This window comes from uncultured Brevundimonas sp., assembly GCF_937863155.1.
Lineage (GTDB): Bacteria > Pseudomonadota > Alphaproteobacteria > Caulobacterales > Caulobacteraceae > Brevundimonas.
Genome location: NZ_CALMFB010000014.1, coordinates 42,593 through 63,187 on the forward strand (window position 1 = coordinate 42,593; position 20,595 = coordinate 63,187).

23 protein-coding genes and 1 pseudogene are annotated in these 20,595 nt (G+C 70.1%); 18 read left to right on the forward strand and 6 right to left on the reverse strand.

The features are described 5' to 3' along the window. Positions 1-17 precede the first annotated feature (17 nt). The 4 genes from Q0581_RS02135 to Q0581_RS02150 form a co-directional block, all read right to left on the reverse strand. Complete coding sequence (locus tag Q0581_RS02135) at positions 18-1,484, reverse strand: hypothetical protein (protein ID WP_298697118.1); 1,467 nt, start codon at positions 1,482-1,484, stop codon at positions 18-20. 10 nt (positions 1,485-1,494) lie between these two features. Then, a complete protein-coding gene (locus tag Q0581_RS02140; RefSeq protein WP_298697121.1) occupies positions 1,495-3,810 on the reverse strand; it encodes a glycosyl transferase family protein in 2,316 nt (771 codons plus the stop codon). A 4-nt stretch (positions 3,811-3,814) separates the two neighbouring features. Next, positions 3,815-4,939 (reverse strand): UDP-N-acetylglucosamine 2-epimerase (non-hydrolyzing), encoded by a 1,125-nt coding sequence (wecB, locus tag Q0581_RS02145; RefSeq protein WP_298697124.1) that lies wholly within the window; start codon positions 4,937-4,939, stop codon positions 3,815-3,817. Positions 4,940-5,182: 243 nt separating this feature from the next. Further along, positions 5,183-5,593, reverse strand: coding sequence for a TIGR01244 family sulfur transferase (locus Q0581_RS02150; protein WP_298697127.1), 411 nt, complete (start codon positions 5,591-5,593; stop codon positions 5,183-5,185). Positions 5,594-5,741: 148 nt separating this feature from the next. Between Q0581_RS02150 and Q0581_RS02155 the strand changes: the two genes are divergently transcribed. The 14 genes from Q0581_RS02155 (at position 5,742) to Q0581_RS02220 (ending at position 16,568) form a co-directional block, all read left to right on the forward strand. Next, on the forward strand, positions 5,742-7,775 hold the full coding sequence (locus Q0581_RS02155) for a methyl-accepting chemotaxis protein (RefSeq protein ID WP_298697130.1): 2,034 nt from the start codon (positions 5,742-5,744) through the stop codon (positions 7,773-7,775). After that, positions 7,775-8,047: an STAS domain-containing protein gene (locus tag Q0581_RS02160; protein WP_298697133.1), complete on the forward strand. Its 273-nt coding sequence runs from the start codon at positions 7,775-7,777 to the stop codon at positions 8,045-8,047. Before Q0581_RS02155 ends, Q0581_RS02160 begins: the two co-directional genes overlap by 1 nt. Next, complete coding sequence (locus Q0581_RS02165) at positions 8,044-8,409, forward strand: response regulator (protein WP_298697135.1); 366 nt, start codon at positions 8,044-8,046, stop codon at positions 8,407-8,409. Before Q0581_RS02160 ends, Q0581_RS02165 begins: the two co-directional genes overlap by 4 nt. Positions 8,410-8,413: 4 nt before the next feature. After that, positions 8,414-10,519, forward strand: a complete 2,106-nt coding sequence (locus Q0581_RS02170; protein WP_298697139.1) for a chemotaxis protein CheA — start codon at positions 8,414-8,416, stop codon at positions 10,517-10,519. Positions 10,520-10,527: 8 nt separating this feature from the next. After that, positions 10,528-10,986 carry a chemotaxis protein CheW gene (locus Q0581_RS02175; RefSeq protein ID WP_298697141.1) on the forward strand — a complete coding sequence of 153 codons (459 nt, stop codon included), beginning with the start codon at positions 10,528-10,530 and terminating at the stop codon, positions 10,984-10,986. Beyond that, on the forward strand, positions 10,983-11,840 hold the full coding sequence (locus Q0581_RS02180; RefSeq protein ID WP_298697144.1) for a protein-glutamate O-methyltransferase CheR: 858 nt from the start codon (positions 10,983-10,985) through the stop codon (positions 11,838-11,840). The genes Q0581_RS02175 and Q0581_RS02180 overlap by 4 nt, the downstream gene beginning before the upstream one ends. Further along, a complete protein-coding gene (locus Q0581_RS02185) occupies positions 11,837-12,868 on the forward strand; it encodes a chemotaxis response regulator protein-glutamate methylesterase (protein ID WP_298697147.1) in 1,032 nt (343 codons plus the stop codon). Before Q0581_RS02180 ends, Q0581_RS02185 begins: the two co-directional genes overlap by 4 nt. Continuing rightward, complete coding sequence (locus Q0581_RS02190; protein ID WP_298697150.1) at positions 12,868-13,257, forward strand: response regulator; 390 nt, start codon at positions 12,868-12,870, stop codon at positions 13,255-13,257. The genes Q0581_RS02185 and Q0581_RS02190 overlap by 1 nt, the downstream gene beginning before the upstream one ends. Beyond that, entirely contained in the window at positions 13,254-13,808 is a 555-nt protein-coding gene (locus Q0581_RS02195; RefSeq protein WP_298697153.1) for a chemotaxis protein CheD, read from the forward strand. Before Q0581_RS02190 ends, Q0581_RS02195 begins: the two co-directional genes overlap by 4 nt. Continuing rightward, positions 13,808-14,149: a hypothetical protein gene (locus Q0581_RS02200; protein ID WP_298697156.1), complete on the forward strand. Its 342-nt coding sequence runs from the start codon at positions 13,808-13,810 to the stop codon at positions 14,147-14,149. Before Q0581_RS02195 ends, Q0581_RS02200 begins: the two co-directional genes overlap by 1 nt. Beyond that, positions 14,146-14,751 (forward strand): response regulator, encoded by a 606-nt coding sequence (locus tag Q0581_RS02205; protein ID WP_298697160.1) that lies wholly within the window; start codon positions 14,146-14,148, stop codon positions 14,749-14,751. Before Q0581_RS02200 ends, Q0581_RS02205 begins: the two co-directional genes overlap by 4 nt. Before the next feature lie 10 nt (positions 14,752-14,761). Then, entirely contained in the window at positions 14,762-15,238 is a 477-nt protein-coding gene (locus tag Q0581_RS02210) for a hypothetical protein (RefSeq protein WP_298697163.1), read from the forward strand. A gap of 67 nt (positions 15,239-15,305) precedes the next feature. Next, complete coding sequence (locus Q0581_RS02215) at positions 15,306-15,758, forward strand: MarR family transcriptional regulator (protein WP_298697165.1); 453 nt, start codon at positions 15,306-15,308, stop codon at positions 15,756-15,758. A gap of 30 nt (positions 15,759-15,788) precedes the next feature. Continuing rightward, on the forward strand, positions 15,789-16,568 hold the full coding sequence (locus tag Q0581_RS02220) for a folate-binding protein (protein ID WP_298697168.1): 780 nt from the start codon (positions 15,789-15,791) through the stop codon (positions 16,566-16,568). Here Q0581_RS02220 and Q0581_RS02225 read toward each other — a convergent pair. Continuing rightward, positions 16,543-18,246 carry an alpha/beta fold hydrolase gene (locus tag Q0581_RS02225; RefSeq protein ID WP_298697171.1) on the reverse strand — a complete coding sequence of 568 codons (1,704 nt, stop codon included), beginning with the start codon at positions 18,244-18,246 and terminating at the stop codon, positions 16,543-16,545. The two genes, Q0581_RS02220 and Q0581_RS02225, sit on opposite strands and share 26 nt — an antisense overlap. A 119-nt stretch (positions 18,247-18,365) precedes the next feature. On the opposite strand from Q0581_RS02225, the gene Q0581_RS02230 reads away from it, so the two are divergent. The 4 genes and pseudogenes from Q0581_RS02230 to Q0581_RS14705 all read left to right on the forward strand — a co-directional run. Then, entirely contained in the window at positions 18,366-18,983 is a 618-nt protein-coding gene (locus Q0581_RS02230) for a DNA-3-methyladenine glycosylase I (protein ID WP_298697174.1), read from the forward strand. A 70-nt stretch (positions 18,984-19,053) separates the two neighbouring features. Then, positions 19,054-19,308 (forward strand): hypothetical protein, encoded by a 255-nt coding sequence (locus Q0581_RS02235; RefSeq protein WP_298697176.1) that lies wholly within the window; start codon positions 19,054-19,056, stop codon positions 19,306-19,308. Positions 19,309-19,469: 161 nt separating this feature from the next. After that, positions 19,470-20,108, forward strand: a complete 639-nt coding sequence (locus tag Q0581_RS02240) for a ribonuclease HII (protein ID WP_298697179.1) — start codon at positions 19,470-19,472, stop codon at positions 20,106-20,108. A gap of 179 nt (positions 20,109-20,287) precedes the next feature. Beyond that, positions 20,288-20,425, forward strand: a pseudogene (locus tag Q0581_RS14705) (winged helix-turn-helix domain-containing protein); the annotation flags it as partial. 50 nt (positions 20,426-20,475) lie between these two features. Here Q0581_RS14705 and Q0581_RS14710 read toward each other — a convergent pair. Then, a complete protein-coding gene (locus tag Q0581_RS14710; RefSeq protein ID WP_366876468.1) occupies positions 20,476-20,586 on the reverse strand; it encodes an N-acetylneuraminate synthase family protein in 111 nt (36 codons plus the stop codon). Positions 20,587-20,595 lie beyond the last annotated feature (9 nt).

Below are 20,595 nucleotides of genomic sequence, written 5' to 3' on the forward strand. Positions count from 1 at the left end.
AGGCCGCTGGCCCTGCGTCAGTAGACCAGGGCCAGCCGCGCCCGCAGGCCGCTGCGTTCGCCGGACACCTCGAAGTCGTAGCCGAGGCTGAAGTCGACGTAGGAGCCGGGCGCGGCGCCCTCGCGAGCGTTGAACCAGCGGCGCCAGCCGATGCGCGGCCCCGCGCCCACGGCGGTCTTGTCGGACAGCAGGGCGCTGTCGTGCCAGACGGTGGCGCCCAGGCCCAGGCTGACCAGATCGCGGGCGCCGGCGCGCCAGGTGCGGCCCGCCTGGCCTTCCAGCACCGCCAGGGTCTGTTCCGCCTCGATCAGCCGCGCCACATCGGCATAGACGCGCCAGGACGACCAACTGTCGGCGTCATAGCGCAGGTCGCCCCCCGCCTCGGCCGACCAGGCGGCGCGCAGCATGGTGTCGTCGCGGGCCGCGTCGCCGATGGCGAACATGCGGCTGGCCTCCAGCACCAGATTGGTCGCGCCGAACGGCTTCCACCGCGCGCCGATCCAGCCCTGGACGCTGTCGCCGCCGGTCGCATAGCCGGCGGGCGCATCCAGCGTGCCATAGGCGCGCACGAAGACGTCCAGCGGTCGCCCGTTGCGATAGCCGCCGACGCGCCAATAGGCCTCGGCCCCGGCCTGGACCACATCCTCGCCGCCGCCGCCCGAGGTCAGGGTGGACGCCTGGCCGTATTCGACGGCGGCGTTGAAGCCGCCGCGCCGTTCCAGCGTCTCGATCTCGCGCCCGATCTCGTGGCGTTGCTGGGGGCTGAGGTGATCGGTTGTCGGCCGGCTGTTCAGCCCCTGACGGAACCAGCGCACGGCGTCGGCGTCGCGTCCGGCGCGCTTGGCGGCATAGGCGGCGTCCAGGGCGGTGGCGCCGGTCAGGGGCGCGCGGGCTTCGGCCTGGTTGAAGGCGTCCATGGCGCGGGCGTCGTCGTCGAGCGCGACCGCCAGCATGGCGGCGTTGGCCGGATCGTCGCCGGGCAGGGCGCCCGACGTCCAGGCGGCGTCGAAGGCGCGGGCGGCCTCGTCGCGGCGTCCGGCCTGGAGCAGGGCCTGAACCTCGGCGCGGGCGGCATAGGCGCGGGCCCCGGCCTCGGGCGCCAGTTCGCCGGCCAGGGCGAAGGCGCGGGCGGCCTGGTCGGTGCGTCCAGCCCCGGTCGCGGCCTCGGCGATGCGGCTCTGGACGCGATAGTCGCGCACGCCCGACACCGGCGTCAGGGCGTCCAGCGCCTCGGCGTGACGGCCGCCGCGCAGCAGGGCGTCGGCCCACAACAGGCGATAGTCCAGGCTGTCGGGCGCCAGGGTGACGGCGCGCGCCGCCGCCTGGGCCGCGCCGGCCGCGTCGCCGCGATTCAACCGGTCATAGCCGTCCTGGGCCGCCTGGACGGCGGCGGGGTCTTGGGCCAGTGCGGCGGCGGGCATCAGGGCCGGCAGGGCCAGGGCGGCGACGGCGGCGCCGATCAGGCGGGCGGAACGAAGGGTCATGGCGGGGGTCTCACACATGCGGGGCCGGTTCCGGCTCGCCGGCGGCGGGGGATTTCAGGGCGTCCAGCAGGGCCTGGTTGACCCAGGCCGCGCTCTTCTGGGTCTTCAGGGCGGCCTCGACCCGCTCACGCGGGGCCAGACCCATGTCGATCAGGGTTTCGGCCAGGGGCCGGCCGCTGGCGCGAGAGGCGGCCAGGGCCGACTGCAGGTCGGCGTGGCTGAGGGCGCCTTCACGCACCAGAAGGTCGCCCAGCCGGGCGTAGCCGGCGCGGACCGTGCGCCACAGCATCGCCTCCTGCGAGGCGTCCAGGACGCCCGAGGCGCGCAACTGGGCCGTCTGGGCGCGGACGTCCGCAAAGGCGTCGCGGTCCCAGGCGAAGCGGATGGCGAAGGCGATGTCGCTGAGCGGGGCGAACAGGAAGCGGGCGTTCTTGACCCCGCGCCGGCCCAGGGTGCGTTCCAGCTCGATCCGCATGGGCGCGGGCAGGGGCTCGGCCAGGGCGATGTCGACCGAGCCATTGGTCCGGCGCAGCGGCACCGCGCCATAGGTGGCCGCTTCCTGGGGCGTCAGCAGCGCCAGCACCTCGGGGTCGATGCGGAACGGATCGAACATGGAGGCGTAGGTTTCGCCCCGTTCGGCGAAGGCCTCGGCCAGGTACTCGTCCTCGACCGCGCCCAGATCCAGCAGCATCAGGCCCAGCGGGCGGTAGTGGAGCTTCTGTTCCTCCAGCGCGTGGGTCAGGTCGGCCTCGGACACATGGTTCCAGAACCGCAGGGTGTCGCCCAGGCGCCCGGCGCCCTGCTGAAGCTCCTCCAGCGACGGATAGGCGTGCTGGGTCTTGTCCCAGGCGATCGGGCGGCGGGTGATCAGATGGGTCAGATACTGCCGCATGGCCCGCCAGAAAGCCCCGAAGGCGATCAGGTTCGAGATAACGATCCGCACTGGCGCCAGCGGCATATGCTTCAGGCCGTGGTTGCTGAGCGTGAACCACAGGCGATGCAGGATGCGGTTCACCAGGAACAGGAAGTTGATCATCACCACCGTCCAGACCCAGGGCCGGTCGATGATCGGCGGCAGATCGACCGCCTGGGGCCAGATCGCCACAATGCCCCACATGCCCAGCACCTGGGCCACGATGACATAGCCGAACATGCCGGTCGGCGCGGTGAACAGGGCCTTGCGGTCGCGGTACAGGTAATAGCGGTTGATCGCCCCGCCGAACCAGCCCAGCTGCTGCCAGCCCATCAGGGATATGCCCAGCATCCAGCGCGCCTTCTGGCGCACGCTGGTGGCGAATTTGTCGGGGAAGAATTCCTTGGTCGCCACCAGTTCGCGGCGGCGATAGGTGACTTCGCCCTTGCGGAACCAGGCCTTGCGGGTGCGCTCGATCCGGGCGTGATAGCGCACGAACTCGGAATGATAGCCCAGGGCGCTGAGCCGGTGGGCCACGTCATAGTCTTCGGTCAGGCTGTCGGTGTTGAACGGCTGGCCGTTCTTTTCGCGCACCAGGGCGTTCATCGCCTCGCGGTGGAAGGCCGTGGCCACACCGGCCGACGGCGTCATGCCCGACAGGGCCGACCGCACCGGCAGATCCTTGGTGTGAACCTCGGCGAACTCGTCCATGTAGTGGCAGGCGACCATGCTGGTCCATTTGCGGTCCATCGACAGGACCGGCATCTGGATCATGGCGGCTTCGTCGATGAACCAGTTGACCGTCTTCAGCCCATAGGGATGCACCACGTCCTCGGCGTCGTGCATCAGATAGACATCGAAGATCTCGCCCGTCTTCTGTTCGTGCAGCAGGATGTTCTGGACGATACAGTTCAGGCAGTCGGCCTTGGACGTCGGGCCGTCGTGCGGCACCTCGGCCCGGTGAACATTCGGAAAGCGCCGGCGCACCTTGTCCACCTCGCGCCGGGTGTCGGCGTCGTTGGCGTAGACGCCGACGAACAGGTGGAACTGCTGATAGTCGAACGTCTTGAAGGTGTTGGCCACCATATTGGCGATGACGTCGGATTCCTGCCAGGCGGGCACCATGATGGCGATCCGCTTTTGCGGATGGCGATCCAGCCATTCCTGCTTGGGCGGCCGCACCCAGAAGGTGCAGAAGCGGATGATGCGCCGCACCCAGTAGGCCAAGTCGATGAACATGTCGTCGATCGACGAGACCAGGATCAGAACCGCCGACGCCATCACCGCGATCTGCAGCAGGCTCCAGTAGGCCAGCACCCAACCTTCGATCTGGCCGGACGCCGCATGGGTCGCCAGCCAGGCGGTCGCCTCGGCCGTGGTCGTGCGGATTTCGTTGGTCGCCCCCGCGATCATGGTCTTACACCGCCGCCCGGATCTGCAGGTCGTCGCGTTCCGGGATCAGAACGCCTTCCATGATGCGCGCGATGCGGGCCGAGGCGTGGCCGTCGCCGAAGGGGCTTACGGCGCGCACCATCTCCATGCGCTGCGGCTCATTGGTCATCAGGGCCGTCGCCTCGCGCAGGATGGCGTCGGGATCGACCCCGACCAGGCGGGCCACGCCGGCTTCGACCGCTTCCATCCGCTCGGTAGATTCGCGCAGCACCAGAACCGGGGCGCCGAACACGGGCGCCTCTTCCTGGACCCCGCCGGAATCGGACAGGACCAGGGTGGCGCTTTTCAGCTGGGCGATGAAGACGGGGTAATCCAACGGGCCGATGATCCGAATGCGGGGCTGGTCGCCAAGATAGGCCCAAACCCGTTCTTTCAGCAGGGGATTCGCGTGGGCGACGAAGACGATCTCCACATCCGGCAGGCGGTCGCGCAGGGCGATCAGCGCCTGGAGCACGCCCTCCAGACCCGTCTCCCAGTTCTCGCGCCGGTGCAGGGTCACCAGGATGCGGCGCAGGCCGTCGGTCAGGGGCGCCGGCGTGATCCGGTCGCCCATCAGGCGCACGGTGTCGATGCCGGTGTTGCCGGTGATGTGGATGCGGTCCGGCGCCACGCCGGCGCGCTTCAGATTGTCGGCCGCCGCCTGGGTCGGCGCGAAATGCACGGCCGCCAGTTGGCCCACGACACAGCGCCAGGCCTCTTCGGGGAAGGGGCGGTCCAGGTCGAAGGTGCGCAGGCCCGCCTCGACATGGCCCACTGGAATGCGGCGGGCGAAGCCGGCCATGGCCCCGGCGCCGGTGCTGGAGGTGTCGCCCTGAACCAGAACCATGTCGGGATCGATCCGCGCGAAGGCGTCGTCCAGCCGATCCATGATCTGGGCGAACCGGCCGCCGACCGACCGTTCCGGCGACGGCGGCGCCAGGCGCACGTCCGGCGTGACGCCCAGGTCCAGCAGGGCCTGGCGGTTCAGCTCGCCCTGCTGTTCGGTGGAGACCCACACCGGTTCGAACCGGCTGTGCGCCTTCAGCGCCGCATGCACGGGCGCCATTTTGATGACTTCCGGGCGGGTGCCCGCGACGATGGCGACCTTCATGGTCTAGCCCCCCACTCAAACGCCGTTATCGGCGTCGAGGTGGGGAATGGCTGAGCCCGGAAGAACCGAACCTGACACGGCCGTTGTCCGGCGTTCATACTCGCAACTGACACTTACTGACTCAAGTTATGGACGCTGCCCCCTAAGGCGTCGGCCATCACCGAACCGCGATTATCCAACCTTTGCTTGTGTTCGACAAGATTGAAAAATCTATGGTTTCCGCTTTCAACGGGCGCGGGAATATTAACCCTGTAGTTGCGACGCAAGAGGCGAAACGTCGTAGCCGGCGGCCGCGGCGCGGGCGATGATTTCGTCGGCGGGGCGCTGGCCCGCCTGTGACAAGGCCCACATGAAGGTGGTGCGCGTGCCGGACCGGCAGAAGCCGAACACCGGTCCCGGCAGGGTCTCCAGCGCCTCGGAGAAGCGCGCGACCTCTTCGGCCGGAAAGGCGCCGCGCACCGGAATATGCACAAAGGCCAGACCCGCCGCTTCCGCTGCCTGGCGCACCTGATCGGCCGTGGGCTGGTCCGGCTCTTCGCCATCGGGGCGGTTGGAGATCACCGCGCCATAGCCGCGCCCCGCAATGGACGGCAGGTCCTCCAGCCGGATCTGGGGCGAGACGTGCAGACGCTCTTCGAGGGTGCGGATGTCCATGGCGGCCTTTGCTCCTGTCACCTTCGTGCATACGCCGACGAGCGGGCGGGCGAAACTGCGGCGGATGGTTTCAGGGTGAAATGAAATGCAACCATAGGTTTAAACGACTCGCTCATGGTGAACGCGATCCATCATCGCGGGACGCCAGATGTCAGACCAGATCGCCCTTCAGGAACGCCTGTCCTTCGTCGGCTTGGACGCCGACGCCCAATCCACCCTGGCGCGCAGCCAGCCGGTCGTGGCCGGGGCTTTGCCGGCCAGTCTGGACGCCTTCTACGACCAGGTCCGGCGCTATCCCGAAGTGGCGCGCTTCTTCGACGGCGAAGGGCGGATCGCCGGGGCCAAGGCGGCGCAGGAGCGGCACTGGGCCGGCATCGCCGCGGGCCGGTTCGACGGCGCCTATCTGGATAGCGTCCAGCGCATCGGCGCCACCCACGCCCGCATTGGATTGGAGCCGCGCTGGTACATCGGCGGCTATGCTCTGGTTCTGGACGGACTGATCCAGGCGCTGGTGCGCGACCATGCGGCCGGGCGTTCGCGCTGGGGCCGGGCCGACGACGGCGCCGCTCTGGGCCGGACGCTGGGCGCGGTGGTCAAGGCGGCCATGATCGACATGGACTTCGTCATCTCCACCTATCTGGAAGCGGCCGAGAGCGCGCGCGCCCAGGCCGAGGCGGCCAGCAAGGCGGCCCAGGAGGAAACCCGCCGCGCCATGGAGACTATGCAGGGCCTGGTCACCGCCGTGGACACCGCCCAGGCGGTGATCGAGTTCGACCCCGACGGCCGCATCCTGAAGGCCAACGACGCCTTCCTTAAGACCATGGGCTATGGCCTGGACGAGATCGTGGGCCAGCACCACCGCATGTTCGTGGACCGCGAATACGGCCGCAGCGACGACTATCGCGCCTTCTGGAAACAGCTGCGGCTGGGCAAGGCCTCGACCGAGAAATTCACCCGCTTCGACAAGCACGGCCGCAAGGTCATGCTGCTGGCGACCTATTGCCCGATCCCCGGCGCGGACGGCGTGCCCGAGAAGGTGGTCAAGCTGGCCACCGACATCACCGCCATCGAGGCCGAGCGCGAGGCGGCGAACGAGGCCCAGGCCCTGGTGGTCGGCGAAACCGCCCGCGCCCTGGCCAGCGTGGCCGAAGGCGACCTGACGGCGCGGATCACGGCGGCCTTCGACGGCGATTATGAACAGCTGAAGACCGACTTCAACGCCGCCATGGGTCGGATGGAGGCGGCGATGTCCGAGATCGCCTCGAACACGACCGCCATGCGTTCGGGCGCCGGCGAAATCAGTCAGGCGGCCGACGACCTGTCGCGCCGCACCGAACAGCAGGCCGCGACCCTGGAGCAGACCGCCGCCGCTCTGGACCAGATCACCGCCACGGTGCGCAAGACGGCCGAGGGCGCCGGACGCGCGGGTCAGGCGGTGCAGGCGGCGCGCGACGACGCCGAACGCTCGGGCGAGGTGGTGACCCGCGCGGTCCAGGCCATGGGCGACATCGAACGCTCGGCCGACCAGATCAGCCAGATCATCGGCGTGATCGACGAGATCGCCTTCCAGACCAATCTGCTGGCCCTGAACGCCGGCGTCGAGGCGGCGCGGGCGGGCGATGCGGGCAAGGGGTTCGCGGTCGTGGCGTCCGAGGTGCGGGCCCTGGCCCAGCGCTCGGCCGAGGCGGCCAAGGAGATCAAGTCGCTGATCTCGGCCTCGACCACCCAGGTCAAGGCGGGCGTCGGACTGGTGGGCGAAACGGGCCAGGCCCTGACCGCCATCGTCGGCAAGGTGCAGGAGATCAACGGCCTGATGGCCGAAATCACCGCCTCGGCCCAGGAACAGTCGACCGCCCTGGGCCAGGTCAACACCGCCGTGAACCAGATGGATCAGGCGACCCAGCAGAATGCGGCCATGGTCGAGCAATCGACCGCCGCCAGCCACAGCCTGACCCAGGAAAGCGAACAGCTGGCGCGGCTGGTCGGGCGGTTCCGGCTGTCGTCCTCGGCCGCCGCGGCGCCGGTCGCGGCCCCCGCGCCGGCCGAGAACCCGGCTTTGCAACAGCCCCGCTCGCGCATCGCCGAGTTCGCCCGCGAATGGTCGGCGCCGCGCACCGCACCGCGCACCAACGGCGCCCTGGCCTTGAAGCCCAGCGCCGAAGCCGAGTGGGAGGAGTTCTGATGACCGCCGTCTATGGGCTGCCTGACCGGCTGGAGGGCGCGGGTCTGACGGCGGTGCGCGACGCCATCCTGGGTTTCAGGGGACAGGATCTGGACCTGGACGGCGCCGGCGTGACGCGGATGAACGGCCTGGGTCTGCAACTGCTGCTGTCGGCCTTCCGCACCTGGGGCCAGGACGGGCGACGCCTGCGCCTGACCGATCCGTCGGCGCCGGTGCTGGACGCCTTCACCCGCCTGGATCTTCAGACCGCCGTGAACGGAGACGCCGCGTGAGCAAGCTGGTTCTGACCGTCGACGACAGCCGCACCATGCGCGACATGCTGAAACTGGCGCTGAACGACGCGGCCTTCACCGTGGTGCAGGCAGTGGACGGCGCCCACGGGCTGGAGGTGCTGAAAGACAGCGCGCCGGACGTCATCATCACCGACATCAACATGCCCAACCTGGATGGTTTCGGCTTCATCGAGGGGGTGCGACGCGATGCGCGCCACGGCGCCACGCCGATCCTGGTGCTGACCACCGAAAGCGACCCCGACAAGAAACAGCGCGCGCGCCAGGCGGGGGCCACCGGCTGGATCGTCAAGCCGTTCGACCCGGAAAAGCTGGTCGAGGCGGTGCGGCGGGTGGCGGCCTGATCCGATGAGCGTCGATCCGATGGAGGCGATCCGGGCCACCTTCTTCCAGGAGTGCGACGAACTGCTGTCGGACCTGGAGGCGGGCCTGCTGGATCTGCAAACCGGGGCCGGGGACGGCGAGACGGTCAACGCCGTGTTCCGCGCCGTCCATTCGGTCAAGGGCGGGGCCGGGGCGTTCGGCCTGGACGATCTGGTGCGGTTCGCCCACGTATTCGAGACCACGCTGGACGAGGTGCGGACCGGGCGTCTGGCCGCCGGGCCGGACGAGACCGCCCTGATGCTGCGCGCCGCCGACGTGCTGAGCGACCATGTCACCGCGGCCAAGGGCGGCCCGGCCGTGGACCAGACGGCGGCCGCCGTCGTCGCGGGCGAGCTGGAACGGCTGGCGGGCGTCGAGGCTGGCGGCGGCGCGGCCGATGAGGAGCCGGATTTCGGCTTTGTCCCGGCCGCCCTGTCGCTGGACGAACCTTCGGGCGCGACGGGCGAATGGCGGGTGCGCTTCACGCCTCTGGCGGCGCTTTATCGCAACGCCAACGACGGCCTGCTGCTGCTGCGCGAGCTGGAGCGGCTGGGAGACGTCGAGGCCCGGCTGGATATGGACGCCCTGACCGGCCTGGACGCCTTCGACGCCGAAACGCCGCTGCTGACGTTTCAGGTTCAGCTGACGGCGGGGCCGGAGGTGGACGAGGCCCGCATCCGCGAGGTGTTCGAGTTCGTCGAGGGCGATTGCGACCTGACGATCACGGCGCCGGACGCCGGCGGCGATGCGGACACCGAGGCCCTGCTGGCCCGGCTGATGCTGGAGGCGACGCCGGTCGAAGCTGCGCCCGTCACGGCGGCGGAAACGCCTGTCGCGGTGGCGGCCGCTCCGTCGTCGGGCGGCGGCGAGCCGTTGGTACAGACCACCATCCGCGTCGATCTGGAGCGGGTGGATCGGCTGATCGATCTGGTCGGCGAACTGGTCATCAACCAGGCCATGCTGGCCCAGCGGGTCAATGAGGCGGGCCTGGCGCGCAACGGCGCCGTGGCGGTGGGCCTGGACGACCTGGAGCAGCTGACGCGCGAGATTCAGGACAGCGTCATGGCCATCCGCGCCCAGCCGGTGAAGTCGGTGTTCCAGCGCATGCCGCGCCTGGTGCGCGAGGTCGCGGCCGCCACCGGCAAGCGGGTGCGTCTGGTCACCGACGGGGAAGGCACCGAGGTGGACAAGACGGTGATCGAACGGTTGTCCGAGCCGATCACCCACATGATCCGCAACGCCATCGACCACGGGCTGGAGGCGCCCGAGGCGCGCCATGCCGCCGGCAAGGCCGAGGAGGGGACCGTCCGCCTCAGCGCCCAGCACCGATCCGGCCGCATCGTCATCGAGGTGGCGGACGATGGGCGCGGGATTGACCGCGAGCGGGTGCGGGCCATCGCCGTGGACCGGGGCGTGATCGCCGCCGACGCCGTGCTGACCGACGAAGAGATCGACAATCTGATCTTCGCCCCCGGCTTTTCGACCGCCGAGGCGGTGTCCGACATCTCGGGCCGGGGCGTGGGCATGGATGTGGTCAAACGCTCGATCCAGGCCCTGGGCGGGCGGATCGTCATCACCTCGCGGCCGGGTCTGGGCTCGACCTTCACCCTCAGCCTGCCGCTGACGCTGGCGGTGCTGGACGGCATGGTGGTGACCGTGGGCGATCACACGCTGGTGGTGCCCATCAGCGTCATCGTCGAGACGCTGCAGCCCAAGGCCGCCGACATCCGTCCGCTGGGGCCGGGCGGAACCGTGCTGGCGGTGCGCGGCGGCCATGCGCCCCTGATCGACATCGGCGGGGTTCTGGGCTGGCGTGGCGCTGCGGCCGAGGGCCCGCCGGGCGGCGTCACCCTGCTGGTCGAAAGCGAGCTGGGCGGGCTGGCGGCGCTGCGGGTCGACGCCATCCAGGGCCAGCGTCAGGTCGTGATCAAGAGCCTGGAGCAGAACTATCGCCAGGTCGAAGGCGTCGCCGCCGCCACCATTCTGGGTGACGGGCGGGTGGCGCTGATCCTGGATGTGGACGGCCTGATCGCCACGCGCCGCCGCGCCGGTTCCGCCCCTCGACCGCAACCCCTCGCACAGGCCAGCTGAGAGCCGTCATGAGCCAGACCGACACGCCCCCCCGCGAACTGATCGCCTTCCGCATCGGGGACCAGGAATTCTGCGTCGACATCCGCGCCGTGCGCGAGATCCGCGGCTGGTCGCCGGCCACCCCCCTGCCGCTGGCGCCGGCCTATGTGCGGGGGGTCATCAACCTGCGCGGAGCGGTGCTGCCCATCGTCGATCTGGGCGCGCGGCTGGGCCTGGGGACGACCGAGCCGGAGGCGCGGCACGTCATCATCGTGGCCCGTGTCGGTCTGAGGACCGTCGGCCTTCTGGTCGAGGCGGTGTCCGACATCCTGGGCGTGGCCGAGGAGATGATCCAGCCGACGCCGGACATCGCCTGCGAGGTGGTGCGCGCCTTCGTCAAGGGCGTCATTCCCGTGGATGGCCGGATGATCAGCTTGATCGCCCTGGACGGTCTGTTGCCCGAGACCGAGGTCGAGGAGGCGGCATGAGCGCCCTGCGCCAGACCGCATCGCCGACCGTGCTTGTGGACGGCGAGTTTCCGTTCACCCAGGCGGATTTCGACGCCATCGCGGCCATCCTATACGACGTCTCGGGCATCCATCTGCAACCGGCCAAGGCGACCCTGGTCTATTCGCGCCTGGCCAAGCGGCTGCGGGTGCTGGGGCTGGACGACTTCGCCGCCTATCGCGCGCGGCTGGACGGGCCGCAGGCGGCCGACGAGCGCGCGGCCCTGCTCAGCGCCCTGACCACCAATGTCACCCGCTTCTTCCGTGAACCGCATCATTTCGACCTGCTGCGCCGCCAGGTGCGACAGGCCCTGGCGCCGGCCGCGCGGGCCGGTGGGCGGGTGCGGCTGTGGTCGGCGGGGTGTTCGCTGGGGCACGAGCCCTATTCCATGGCCATGGCGGTGCTGGCCGAACTGCCCGAGGCGGCCGAGCTGAACGTGCGCATCCTGGCGACCGACATCGACCCCCAGGTCGTCGCCCACGCCCGCGCCGCCGACTATTCCGAAGACGATCTGGCCCCGACGCCGCCCGATCTGGCCGCGCGCGGACTGGTGCGAAAGGACGGCCGCACCCGCATCGCCGACGATGCGCGCGCCCTGGTGCGGTTCGGGGTGCTGAACCTGCATGCCGACTGGCCGATGACCGGCGTGTTCGACGCCATCTTCTGCCGCAACGTGGCCATCTATTTCGACGACGCGACCCAGGCGAAACTGTGGACCCGGTTCGCCCAGCGGCTGACCCCGGCGGGGCGGCTGTACATCGGCCATTCCGAGCGGGCCGAGACGCCGTTGCTGACGCCCGACGGCCTGACCGTCTATCGCCGGAGCGACGCATGAGGCCGCGCCGCGTCGTCATCGTCGACGATTCCCCGACCATGCGCGCCCTGATCCGCGCTGCCCTGGATCGTCATCCGGGGCTGGAGGTGGTGGGCGAGGCGGGCGACCCGCTGCAGGCGCGCGAGGCGATCCGCGCCCTGGCGCCCGATGTCCTGACGCTGGACGTCGAAATGCCCAATATGAACGGGCTGGAGTTCCTGGACCGGCTGATGCGGCTGCGACCCATGCCGGTGGTCATGGTCTCGACCCTGACGCAGCGGGGGGCGGATGCGACCCTGGCGGCGCTGGAGCTGGGGGCCGTCGACTGCGTGGGCAAGCCGACCTCGACCCAGCCGGGGGCCTTCGACGCCCTGGCCGCCATCGTGGCGGCGGCGGCCGAGGCGCGGGTGTCGGCCCGCCCGGCCGCGCCCCCTGCGGTCGAACGCCCCGCCGCCTATCGCCCCGGCGACCGGGTGGTGGCCATCGGCGCCTCAACCGGCGGGGTGGAGGCGCTGATGACCGTGCTGGGCGCCTTTCCGGCCGACTGTCCGCCCACGGTGGTGACCCAGCACATGCCCGCCGCCTTCACCGGCGGTTTCGCCGCCCGGCTGGACCGCGCCTGCGCGCCGCGCGTGGTGGAGGCCCAGGACGGCCAGGCCCTGCGCCCCGGCTGGGTCCACATCGCACCGGGCGGCGCACGCCATATGCAGGTGCGCGGCGCCGGGTCGAACCTGACGATCCATCTGTCGGAAGGCGATCTGGTCAGCGGCCATCGCCCGTCTGTCGATGTGCTGTTCGGGTCGTTGGCCGAGGCGGCCGGCGCGCGCGCCATCGGCCTGCTGATGACCGGCATGGGCCGCGACGGGGCCGAGGGCCTGATGGCCATCCGCAGTGCGGGCGGCGCCACCTTCGGCCAGGACGAGGCCACCTGTGTCGTCTTCGGCATGCCCCGCGTCGCCGCCGAGATCGGCGCCGTCCAGACCCAGTTGCCCCTTCATCGCCTCGCCCCGGCCGTCCTGGCCGCGGCCGCCCGGAAAGGAACCGCCTGATGCCCGCCGCCGCCGCGCTGAAAGTTCTGGTCGTCGACGATCAGCAGACCATCCGCGCCCTGGTCCGCAATGGCCTGCGCGAACTGGGCATCGTCGATGTGCGCGACGCCGTGGACGGCGAGGATGGCCTGCGCCAGCTGTTGTCCGCGCCCGCCAATCTGGTGATTTCGGACTACAACATGCCCAAGCTCGACGGGTTGGGCCTGCTGCGGGCCGTGCGGTCGGCGCCCCAGCTGAAGGGCGTCGGCTTCATCATGCTGACCGGGCGCGCCGATGGCGATCTGGTCCAGCGAGCGGTGCAGTTCGGGGTCAACAACTATCTGGTCAAGCCTTTCACCGTGGCCACCCTGCGTCAGAAGATCGAGGGCGTTTACGGGGCGCTGACGTGACGGCGCGACCGGCGACCTTTCACGCGCGGCGCCTGCATGTGGTCCAGGGCGGCCAGGCGGTCAGCGACGACCCGGAGGTGTGCCTGACCACCCTGTTGGGCAGTTGCGTCTCGGCCTGTCTGTGGGACGAAACGGCGGGGGTGGGGGGCATGAACCACTTTCTGCTGCCCGAGGCGCCGGATGGCGCGTCTGAGGGCGCGGCGACCGACCGGCGCTATGGCGTCCAGGCGATGGAACTGCTGATCAACGCCCTGCTGGCGCGGGGGGCGCGGCGCGACCGCATCCGGGCCAAGGTGTTCGGCGGCGGACGGATGACGGCGGGCATGATGGATATCGGCGCGCGCAACGCCGCCTTCGTGCGCCGCTTCCTGAACGACGAGGACATTGTGGTCGAGGCCGCCAGCCTGGGCGGCGATGCGGCCCGGCGCATCCAGTTCTGGCCCACCACCGGCCGGGCGCGCCAGCACCGGGTCGATGGATCGGGCCTGGCCGCGCAGGAGCGGCCCGCGGCGGCGCCGGCCACCGGCAGCGGCGAGGTGGAGCTGTTCTGATGTCGCCGGCCCTGACCCGACTGATGCTGGCCCTGCGCGACGAACTGTCGGACTGGGCCGCCGCGTCCGAACGGCTGGAGACGGTCATCGGCGACGCCCTGGACGGGCGCAGGCTGAAAGCGCAGCAGATGGCGGCGGTGCAGTCGCTGGACGGGCTGAGCCAGCATCTGCGCCAGCTGTCGCAGCTGTGCGGCGACCTGGGCCAGGGCACTGGCGACGAGGCCGAGGCCCGCATCGCCGCCGCCGTTGGACGGCTGAACCTGGGCGACCTGGGGCGGCGGCTGGAGGGCGCGGGGGTCGCGGAGATGCAGGCGTCAGCAGGGGAGGCCGAGCTGTGGTGATCGCGGCGGCAGGTCTGGATGGCGAGCTGCGGCTGGACCTGAAGGCCGCGCGGGTGCTGTGCGCCGACGAAAGCGCCCAGGGGCTGGATATTCTGGGGCAGATCCTGATGGGGTTCGGGGTCCAGAATATTTCGCGGGCCCAGTCGGCGAACGACTTTCGCACCCTGGCGGCGGCCCAGGCGTTCGACCTGATGCTGATCGACGCAGGGCTGGACGGAGCCGGTTATGAACTGGTGCGCTGGCTGCGGCGGGAAGGGCGCGATCCGAACCGCACCGCGCCCATGCTGCTGCTGGCCGGTCATACGCCGCAAGGCCAGATCGAGACGGCCCGCGACTGCGGCGCCAGCTTCGTGCTGATCAAGCCGATCAGCGCGCGGGTGCTGCTGGACCGGATCGTGTGGATCGGCCGCGCCGGGCGGCTGTTCGTCGAAACCGAAGGCTATGTTGGACCGGACCGCCGCTTCCGCAACGACGGCGTACCCGGCGGCGGGCGCGGGCGGCGACATGACGATCTGTCGACGCGGATCGGCGCGGCCAGCGAACCCAACATGTCCCAAGACGAGATCGACACCCTGATGAAGCCGCAGAAGGTGTCGCTGTGAAGGAAACGCCATGACCGCCCTGACGGCGCGCCGCATCGAACTGCGCCTGGAACAGATGGTCGGGGCCGAACGCGGCCTGACCGCGCGTCACGCCCTGATGGCGGCCGACCGGCGGCTGGACCTGATCCGCGACGACTGCCGGCGCGAACTGGATCTGCGGCTGGAACGGCTGAACGCTTTTGCGCGCCGCGATCCGGCCCAGCGGCCGCCGGACCAGACGCTGGAGCGCGTGATCCTGGAGGCCGAGGCGGCGCTGACGGCGTGCGGGGCCTTGAACCGGCCGATGCTGGGTCGGGCGCTGGGCCTGCTGTGCGCGATGGCCGACGCCCTGATGCACACCCGATATTGGCCCGAAGGGGCGCTGAACCCGGCGATCAATCTGGTCGGTCTGTGCCGCGCGGGCGATCTCCCGGGGCCGCAGGGCGAGGTGATGCTACAGGCGCTGGAGCGGTGTTTGGCCCAGTATCTGCGCCACATCGAGCGTTGAGGGATTCTCAGCAATACAATCATAGGTTATAAGCAGGCTCAGCGCCGTTCTGGGGGGAGCCGCAGCCATGACGCCCGAACCGTTCAGCCGCCCGGACCTGGAGCTGGGCATCCTGGCCGCCTTCGACGCCATCTGCGCGCGGGTGGCCGACGAGATGCGGGGCCTGGCCGATGGCGCCCTGGCGCACGGGGACATGCGGACCCTGAACCTGTTGGCCGGATCGCGCGGCATGGCACAGGGCGAGATGGCGGCGCGGCTGGGTCTGTCGGCGGTCGGGGTGTCGCGCCAGATGGAGGCGCTGGAGCGCGCGGGCCTGATCGAGCGCCGGCCGCATCAGTTCGATCGCCGCAGCAAGGTGGCCGCCCTGACCGCCGACGGTCAGGCCCTGGTGCTGCGGATGCGGCAAAGGTCGGGCGAACTGGCCCGCGACCTGTTCCGCGACACTCCGGACGAGCGACTGGCGATGCTGGGCGTTGTTTCGGCCCAGGCGGCGGGGCGGTTGAGCAACGCCCGGCGTTGAAGGCCAGGGCGGGACGCCTATGTTGCGGCCATGCCCATCGCCCGTCTTCAATCGCGCGCCCTGGTGCGGGTCTCTGGCCCGGACGCCCGGCCGTTCCTGCACAATCTGTTGACCCAGGACGTCGAGAGCCTGGGGTTCGGACAGGTGCGGTTCGGCGCGCTGCTGTCGCCGCCGGGACGCCTGCTGTTCGACCTGTTCATCTGGGGCCAGGATGACGGAGTGCTTCTGGATGTCGCGGCCGAACGGCGGGCGGCGTTGATGCAGCGGCTGACCCTGTATCTTCTGCGCGCCCAGGTTCAGATCGAGGCTGACGACCGCCCCGTGCTGGCGTCCTGGCCGGACGCGGCGGACGGCTTTTCGCCCGACCCACGGCTGGCGGCCCTGGGCGGGCGGCGGCTGGGCGATGGCCCGACGCCGGACGCGGACGAGGCGGCCTATCACGCCCACCGGCTGTCGCTGGGCGTGCCCGATCCGGCGGCGGACGGCGAGCAGGACCGGCGCTATCCGATCGAGGCGGATTTCGACCTGCTGAACGGCATCGACTTTCACAAGGGCTGTTTCATCGGCCAGGAGACGACCTCGCGCATGAAGCGGCGCGGGGCCATCCGCAACCGCATGCTGCCGATCCATTTCGACGGCCCGGCCCCGGCGCCGGGGGGCGAGGTGCTGAACGGCGACCTGCGCGCGGGCGAGGTTCTGACCGGACGCGACGGTGTGGCCATGGCCCTGCTGCGGCTGGACCGGATCGACGGCGATCTGACCGCCGAGGGCCGGCCGGTGCGGGTCAGGCGGCCGGACTGGCTGGCGTAGCCGCCGCGCCGAAGATGGCCTGAAGCCGCTCGCGCTTGCGGATCAAAGAGGCGCGGGCCGCGATGGCGGCCTTGGAGATGTCTTCATCCAGCTTGGCCAGGGCGCGGTCGATGGCGCCGGTGGCGCGCACCAGTTCGGTCGCCTCCTGGAACTCCTGCTCCGGGCAGTCGCCGCCGCCGAAGGCCCAGTAGCGGCCGCCGTCGCTCTGGGCCGTCTCCAGGACGCAGCGCCGGTCGGGCGCCAGCGACAGCCACATCACGGCGCGGAAGTCGGCCAGGGCGCTGCCGGCGAAATCGTCATGGCCCAACAGCCCGCCCGAGGCGGCGGTGGTGTCCACCGTCTGCAAGCCCGGCTGGATCACCACGCTGCGCGCGTCTCCGGCCCGGCGCATGGTGTTGACCTGTTCCGAGATCTGCAGCGCCCGGTCGCGCTGGGACGCATAAAGGGTGAAGCGTTCGCCGGTCGGCAGGATGCGGGGGAAGACAGCCTGGAACTCGTCCACCCCCACGTCGGCGGCGGCCAGCACCACCTCGTTGAACGTCGGCTTGCCGTCGGTGTTGGCTGTGGCGATCCGGTCCAGCGCCCGCATCAGCACGCGATTGCCCATGGAATGGGCCACCAGATGCACCCGGTTGGCGCCCGTTTCATTCGCCACCTGAGTCAGGAAGGCGGCCACATCGTCCAGCAGCGCCTCGTCCGCCACGGTGCGGGTGTCGGCGCCATAGCCCAGCAGCGAGGCGCGCGACGGCCACGAATACAGGATGGCCGCCCCGTCCAGATGCATGTCCACCGCCAGCTGGGCCGCGCGGATGGCCGCGCCCTCGAAGCTGGTGTTGTAGCCGTGCACGAAGACGAAGGCCTCCTTGCGCTCGCTGTCGGCCACCACCTGGGTCACCCGGGTGAAGAAGCTGTCGCGGTCGGTGATCGGCGTCACGGAGTTCAGGATCATGTGCCGGTTCGGATCGGGCCGGAACTCGAAGGTCCAGACCGAGGGGCGGGGGATCGAACCCGGCGCCCGGTCGCGCGGCACGCTGACTTCCGCCACGCCAAAGGCCATGGGGCCGCGCCGCCCGGCATAGGCCTGGGCCGGTTCGGGCCGACCGGTCGGCAGGCGGTGGGTGGCGTAATAGACATCGACCAGATCGAAATTCGGGTCGCCCGCGCGAATGCCGCCGCTGGGGATGAGGGCCTCCAGCCCCGCCGCCTCGCGCGCCGTATTCAGGCGCGCGCGATAGACATCCAGATTGGGATTGGTCTGGCCCCAAACCCGTTCGCGAATGTCGAAGGCGGCCTGAAGCCACTGGGCGCGCTTGGCCGGATCAGCCTGAAGCTCGGCCACCGCCTCCAGCGGCTCGATCATCGAGATATGGCCCTGACCCCGGAAGGTCATCATCGAGACCAGCGCCTGCTCATAGGCGGCGACGGCGTCGGCGGTCAGCCCCGCCTCGGCATAGGCCTGGGCCAGGGCCAGCTGCAGTTCGATCAGGGTGTCGGGGTCCGAGGCGCGCAGCCGGTCGATCAGCGCCGCATCGGCCGAGGCGGCCCGCAGGGCGTCCAGGTCGCCGGCGTCCACCGCCATGGCCACGGCTTCCAGCGAAACGGACGGTGCAGGCGCCTGGGCCGCGACCGGCACCGCCAGCCCCAGAAAGGCGATCAGAAACCAGACCCCGACGCGCATGACCGACTTCCCCCATCCGTGGTCCCAGCCTAATGCCAGAAACCGACGGTCCGCCACGACTTTCCAGACATGACGACGCGCGCTTGCGGCGCCCCGGCCCGCGGGCGGATGCTGGGGCCATGATCGAATCGGATGCGAACCTGGGGCGTTGCGGCTGGTGCGGCACGGACCCGCTGTATGTCGCCTATCACGACCAGGAATGGGGCGTGCCCGAATACGACCCGCGCGCTCTGTGGGAAAAGCTGGTGCTGGATGGCTTTCAGGCGGGCCTGGCCTGGATCACCATCCTGAGGAAACGCGAAACCCTGCGCGCCGCCTTCGACGGCTTCGATCCGGTCAAGGTAGCGGCCTATGGCGAGGCGGACCGCGCGCGGCTGCTGGCCGACCCCGGGATCATCCGCTCGCGCGCCAAGATCGACAGCGCCATTCGCGGGGCGCAGATCTTTCTGGAGATGCAGGACCGAGGCGAAGACTTCTCGGCCTGGCTGTGGTCGTTCGTGGACGGGCGGCCGATCCAGGGCGCGCGCGCCACCCTGGCCGACGTGCCGGCCCAGACCCCGGAATCGGTCGCCATGGCCAAGGCGCTGAAGGCGCGGGGCTTCAACTTCTGCGGCCCGGTGATCGTCTACGCCTTCATGCAGGCGACGGGGATGGTCAACGATCATCCCCGCTCATGCTTCCGCCATGAAGAGGTTCGCACGATGGGAGTCTCGCGGACGTTCGCCGCCAAGGCCTGACATCTGGTATTTTGTAGCTGTCCGCTTCCGACCCGTTGCGGACATTGAGAGGCTGCGAGAATGTAGGGGCGTGACCGAGATCATTTACCTCTCTCCCGGCGAGCAGATGCCAGATGTAGGCGACGATCAACCGTGGCTGGTCATCGAAGCTTCTGGGGATGGTCGGTTCTTCGGCACCGGTGCCTCGTGGAAGGCCAGCGGCGAGTGGGTGGGATACGGCTCATTGATTGAAGACGACATTTCGCTCGAAAGAGCATTGGCTGCGGCACAGGTATGGGCACTGAAATATAGCGTCCCGACAATCTGGGTTCAGGTCACTCCTTAGGTCCGCTTCCTACCCATCTAGGGTTGCTAGCGGGTCCGCTCTCGGCAAGATGTGATGTCACTCGATATGCCAACTGTAGTTACTTCGATGCAGGCGACGGGGATGGTCAACGATCACGTCGCGACCTGTCCTCGTCACGCCGCCGTGCGGGCCATGGGGGCATGAGCACGCGCGGGCGCGCGGCGCCGGATTTTTTTCTGGAGCAGGCGGTGCTGGATGTCGGCGGCGGGCCGGTGTGCGGGGTGGACGAGGCGGGGCGGGGGCCGCTGGCCGGGCCGGTGTCGGCGGCGGCGGTGATCCTGGACCCGGCCGACATTCCGCCGGGACTGGACGATTCCAAGGCCCTGACCGCGCGACGGCGCGAGGCGCTGGAGGTGCAGATCAAGGAACGCGCCCGCGCCTGGGCCGTCGGCTTCGCCTCGGTGGACGAGATCGCCGAGCTGAACATCCTGCATGCCGCCGGACTGGCCATGCGCCGGGCGGTCGAGGGATTGGGCATCGCGCCGAAGACGGCGCTGGTCGATGGCAACTACCGGTTCGTTCTGCCGTGCGTGGTCCAGCCGGTGGTGGGCGGCGACGGCCGGTCGCTGTCGATCGCGGCGGCGTCGATCCTGGCCAAGACGGCGCGGGACCGCTGGATGGTCGAACTGGACGGCCTTTACTCCGGCTATGGCTTCGCCGCGCACAAGGGCTATGGCGCGCCGGCCCACATGAAGGCTTTGAGGGCGCTGGGGCCGTGCCCCGAGCATCGCCGCACCTGGGCGCCGATCCGCGACCTGTTCGAGACGGCCGGAAAATAGCGTCACTCTATCGCCCTGATCGACGGCTCTCCTGCGGCTCGGACAGGGAGGCCGCCATGACGAAACCCGCACCCGACCCGACGCGTATGACGCCCTTGCGCCTGGGCGACTGGACGGTCGAGCCGCTGCGCAACCGGATGCATCGGGGCGAGACGGTGGTGACGCTGGAGCCCAAGGTGATGCGGCTGCTGGTCTGTCTGGCGGCGCGGCCGGGCCAGGTGATGACGCGCCAGGATCTGTTGGCCCAGGTGTGGGATGGGCTGAACGTCGTGGACGGCGCCATGGGCCGGGCCGTCTATCAGCTGCGTCGCCAACTGGCGCGGTGCGAGGGCTGCGGCGCCGATGTCGAGACGATCCGCCAGGTCGGCTATCGGCTGGTGCTGACCCGGCGCGCGCCGGCGACCAGGGTGGCCATCTCGTCGGGCTCCAGAGAGGCGGCGTGGTCGGGGCCGGGCGTGAGCTCGGAGGGCAGGGGCATCAGATCTCC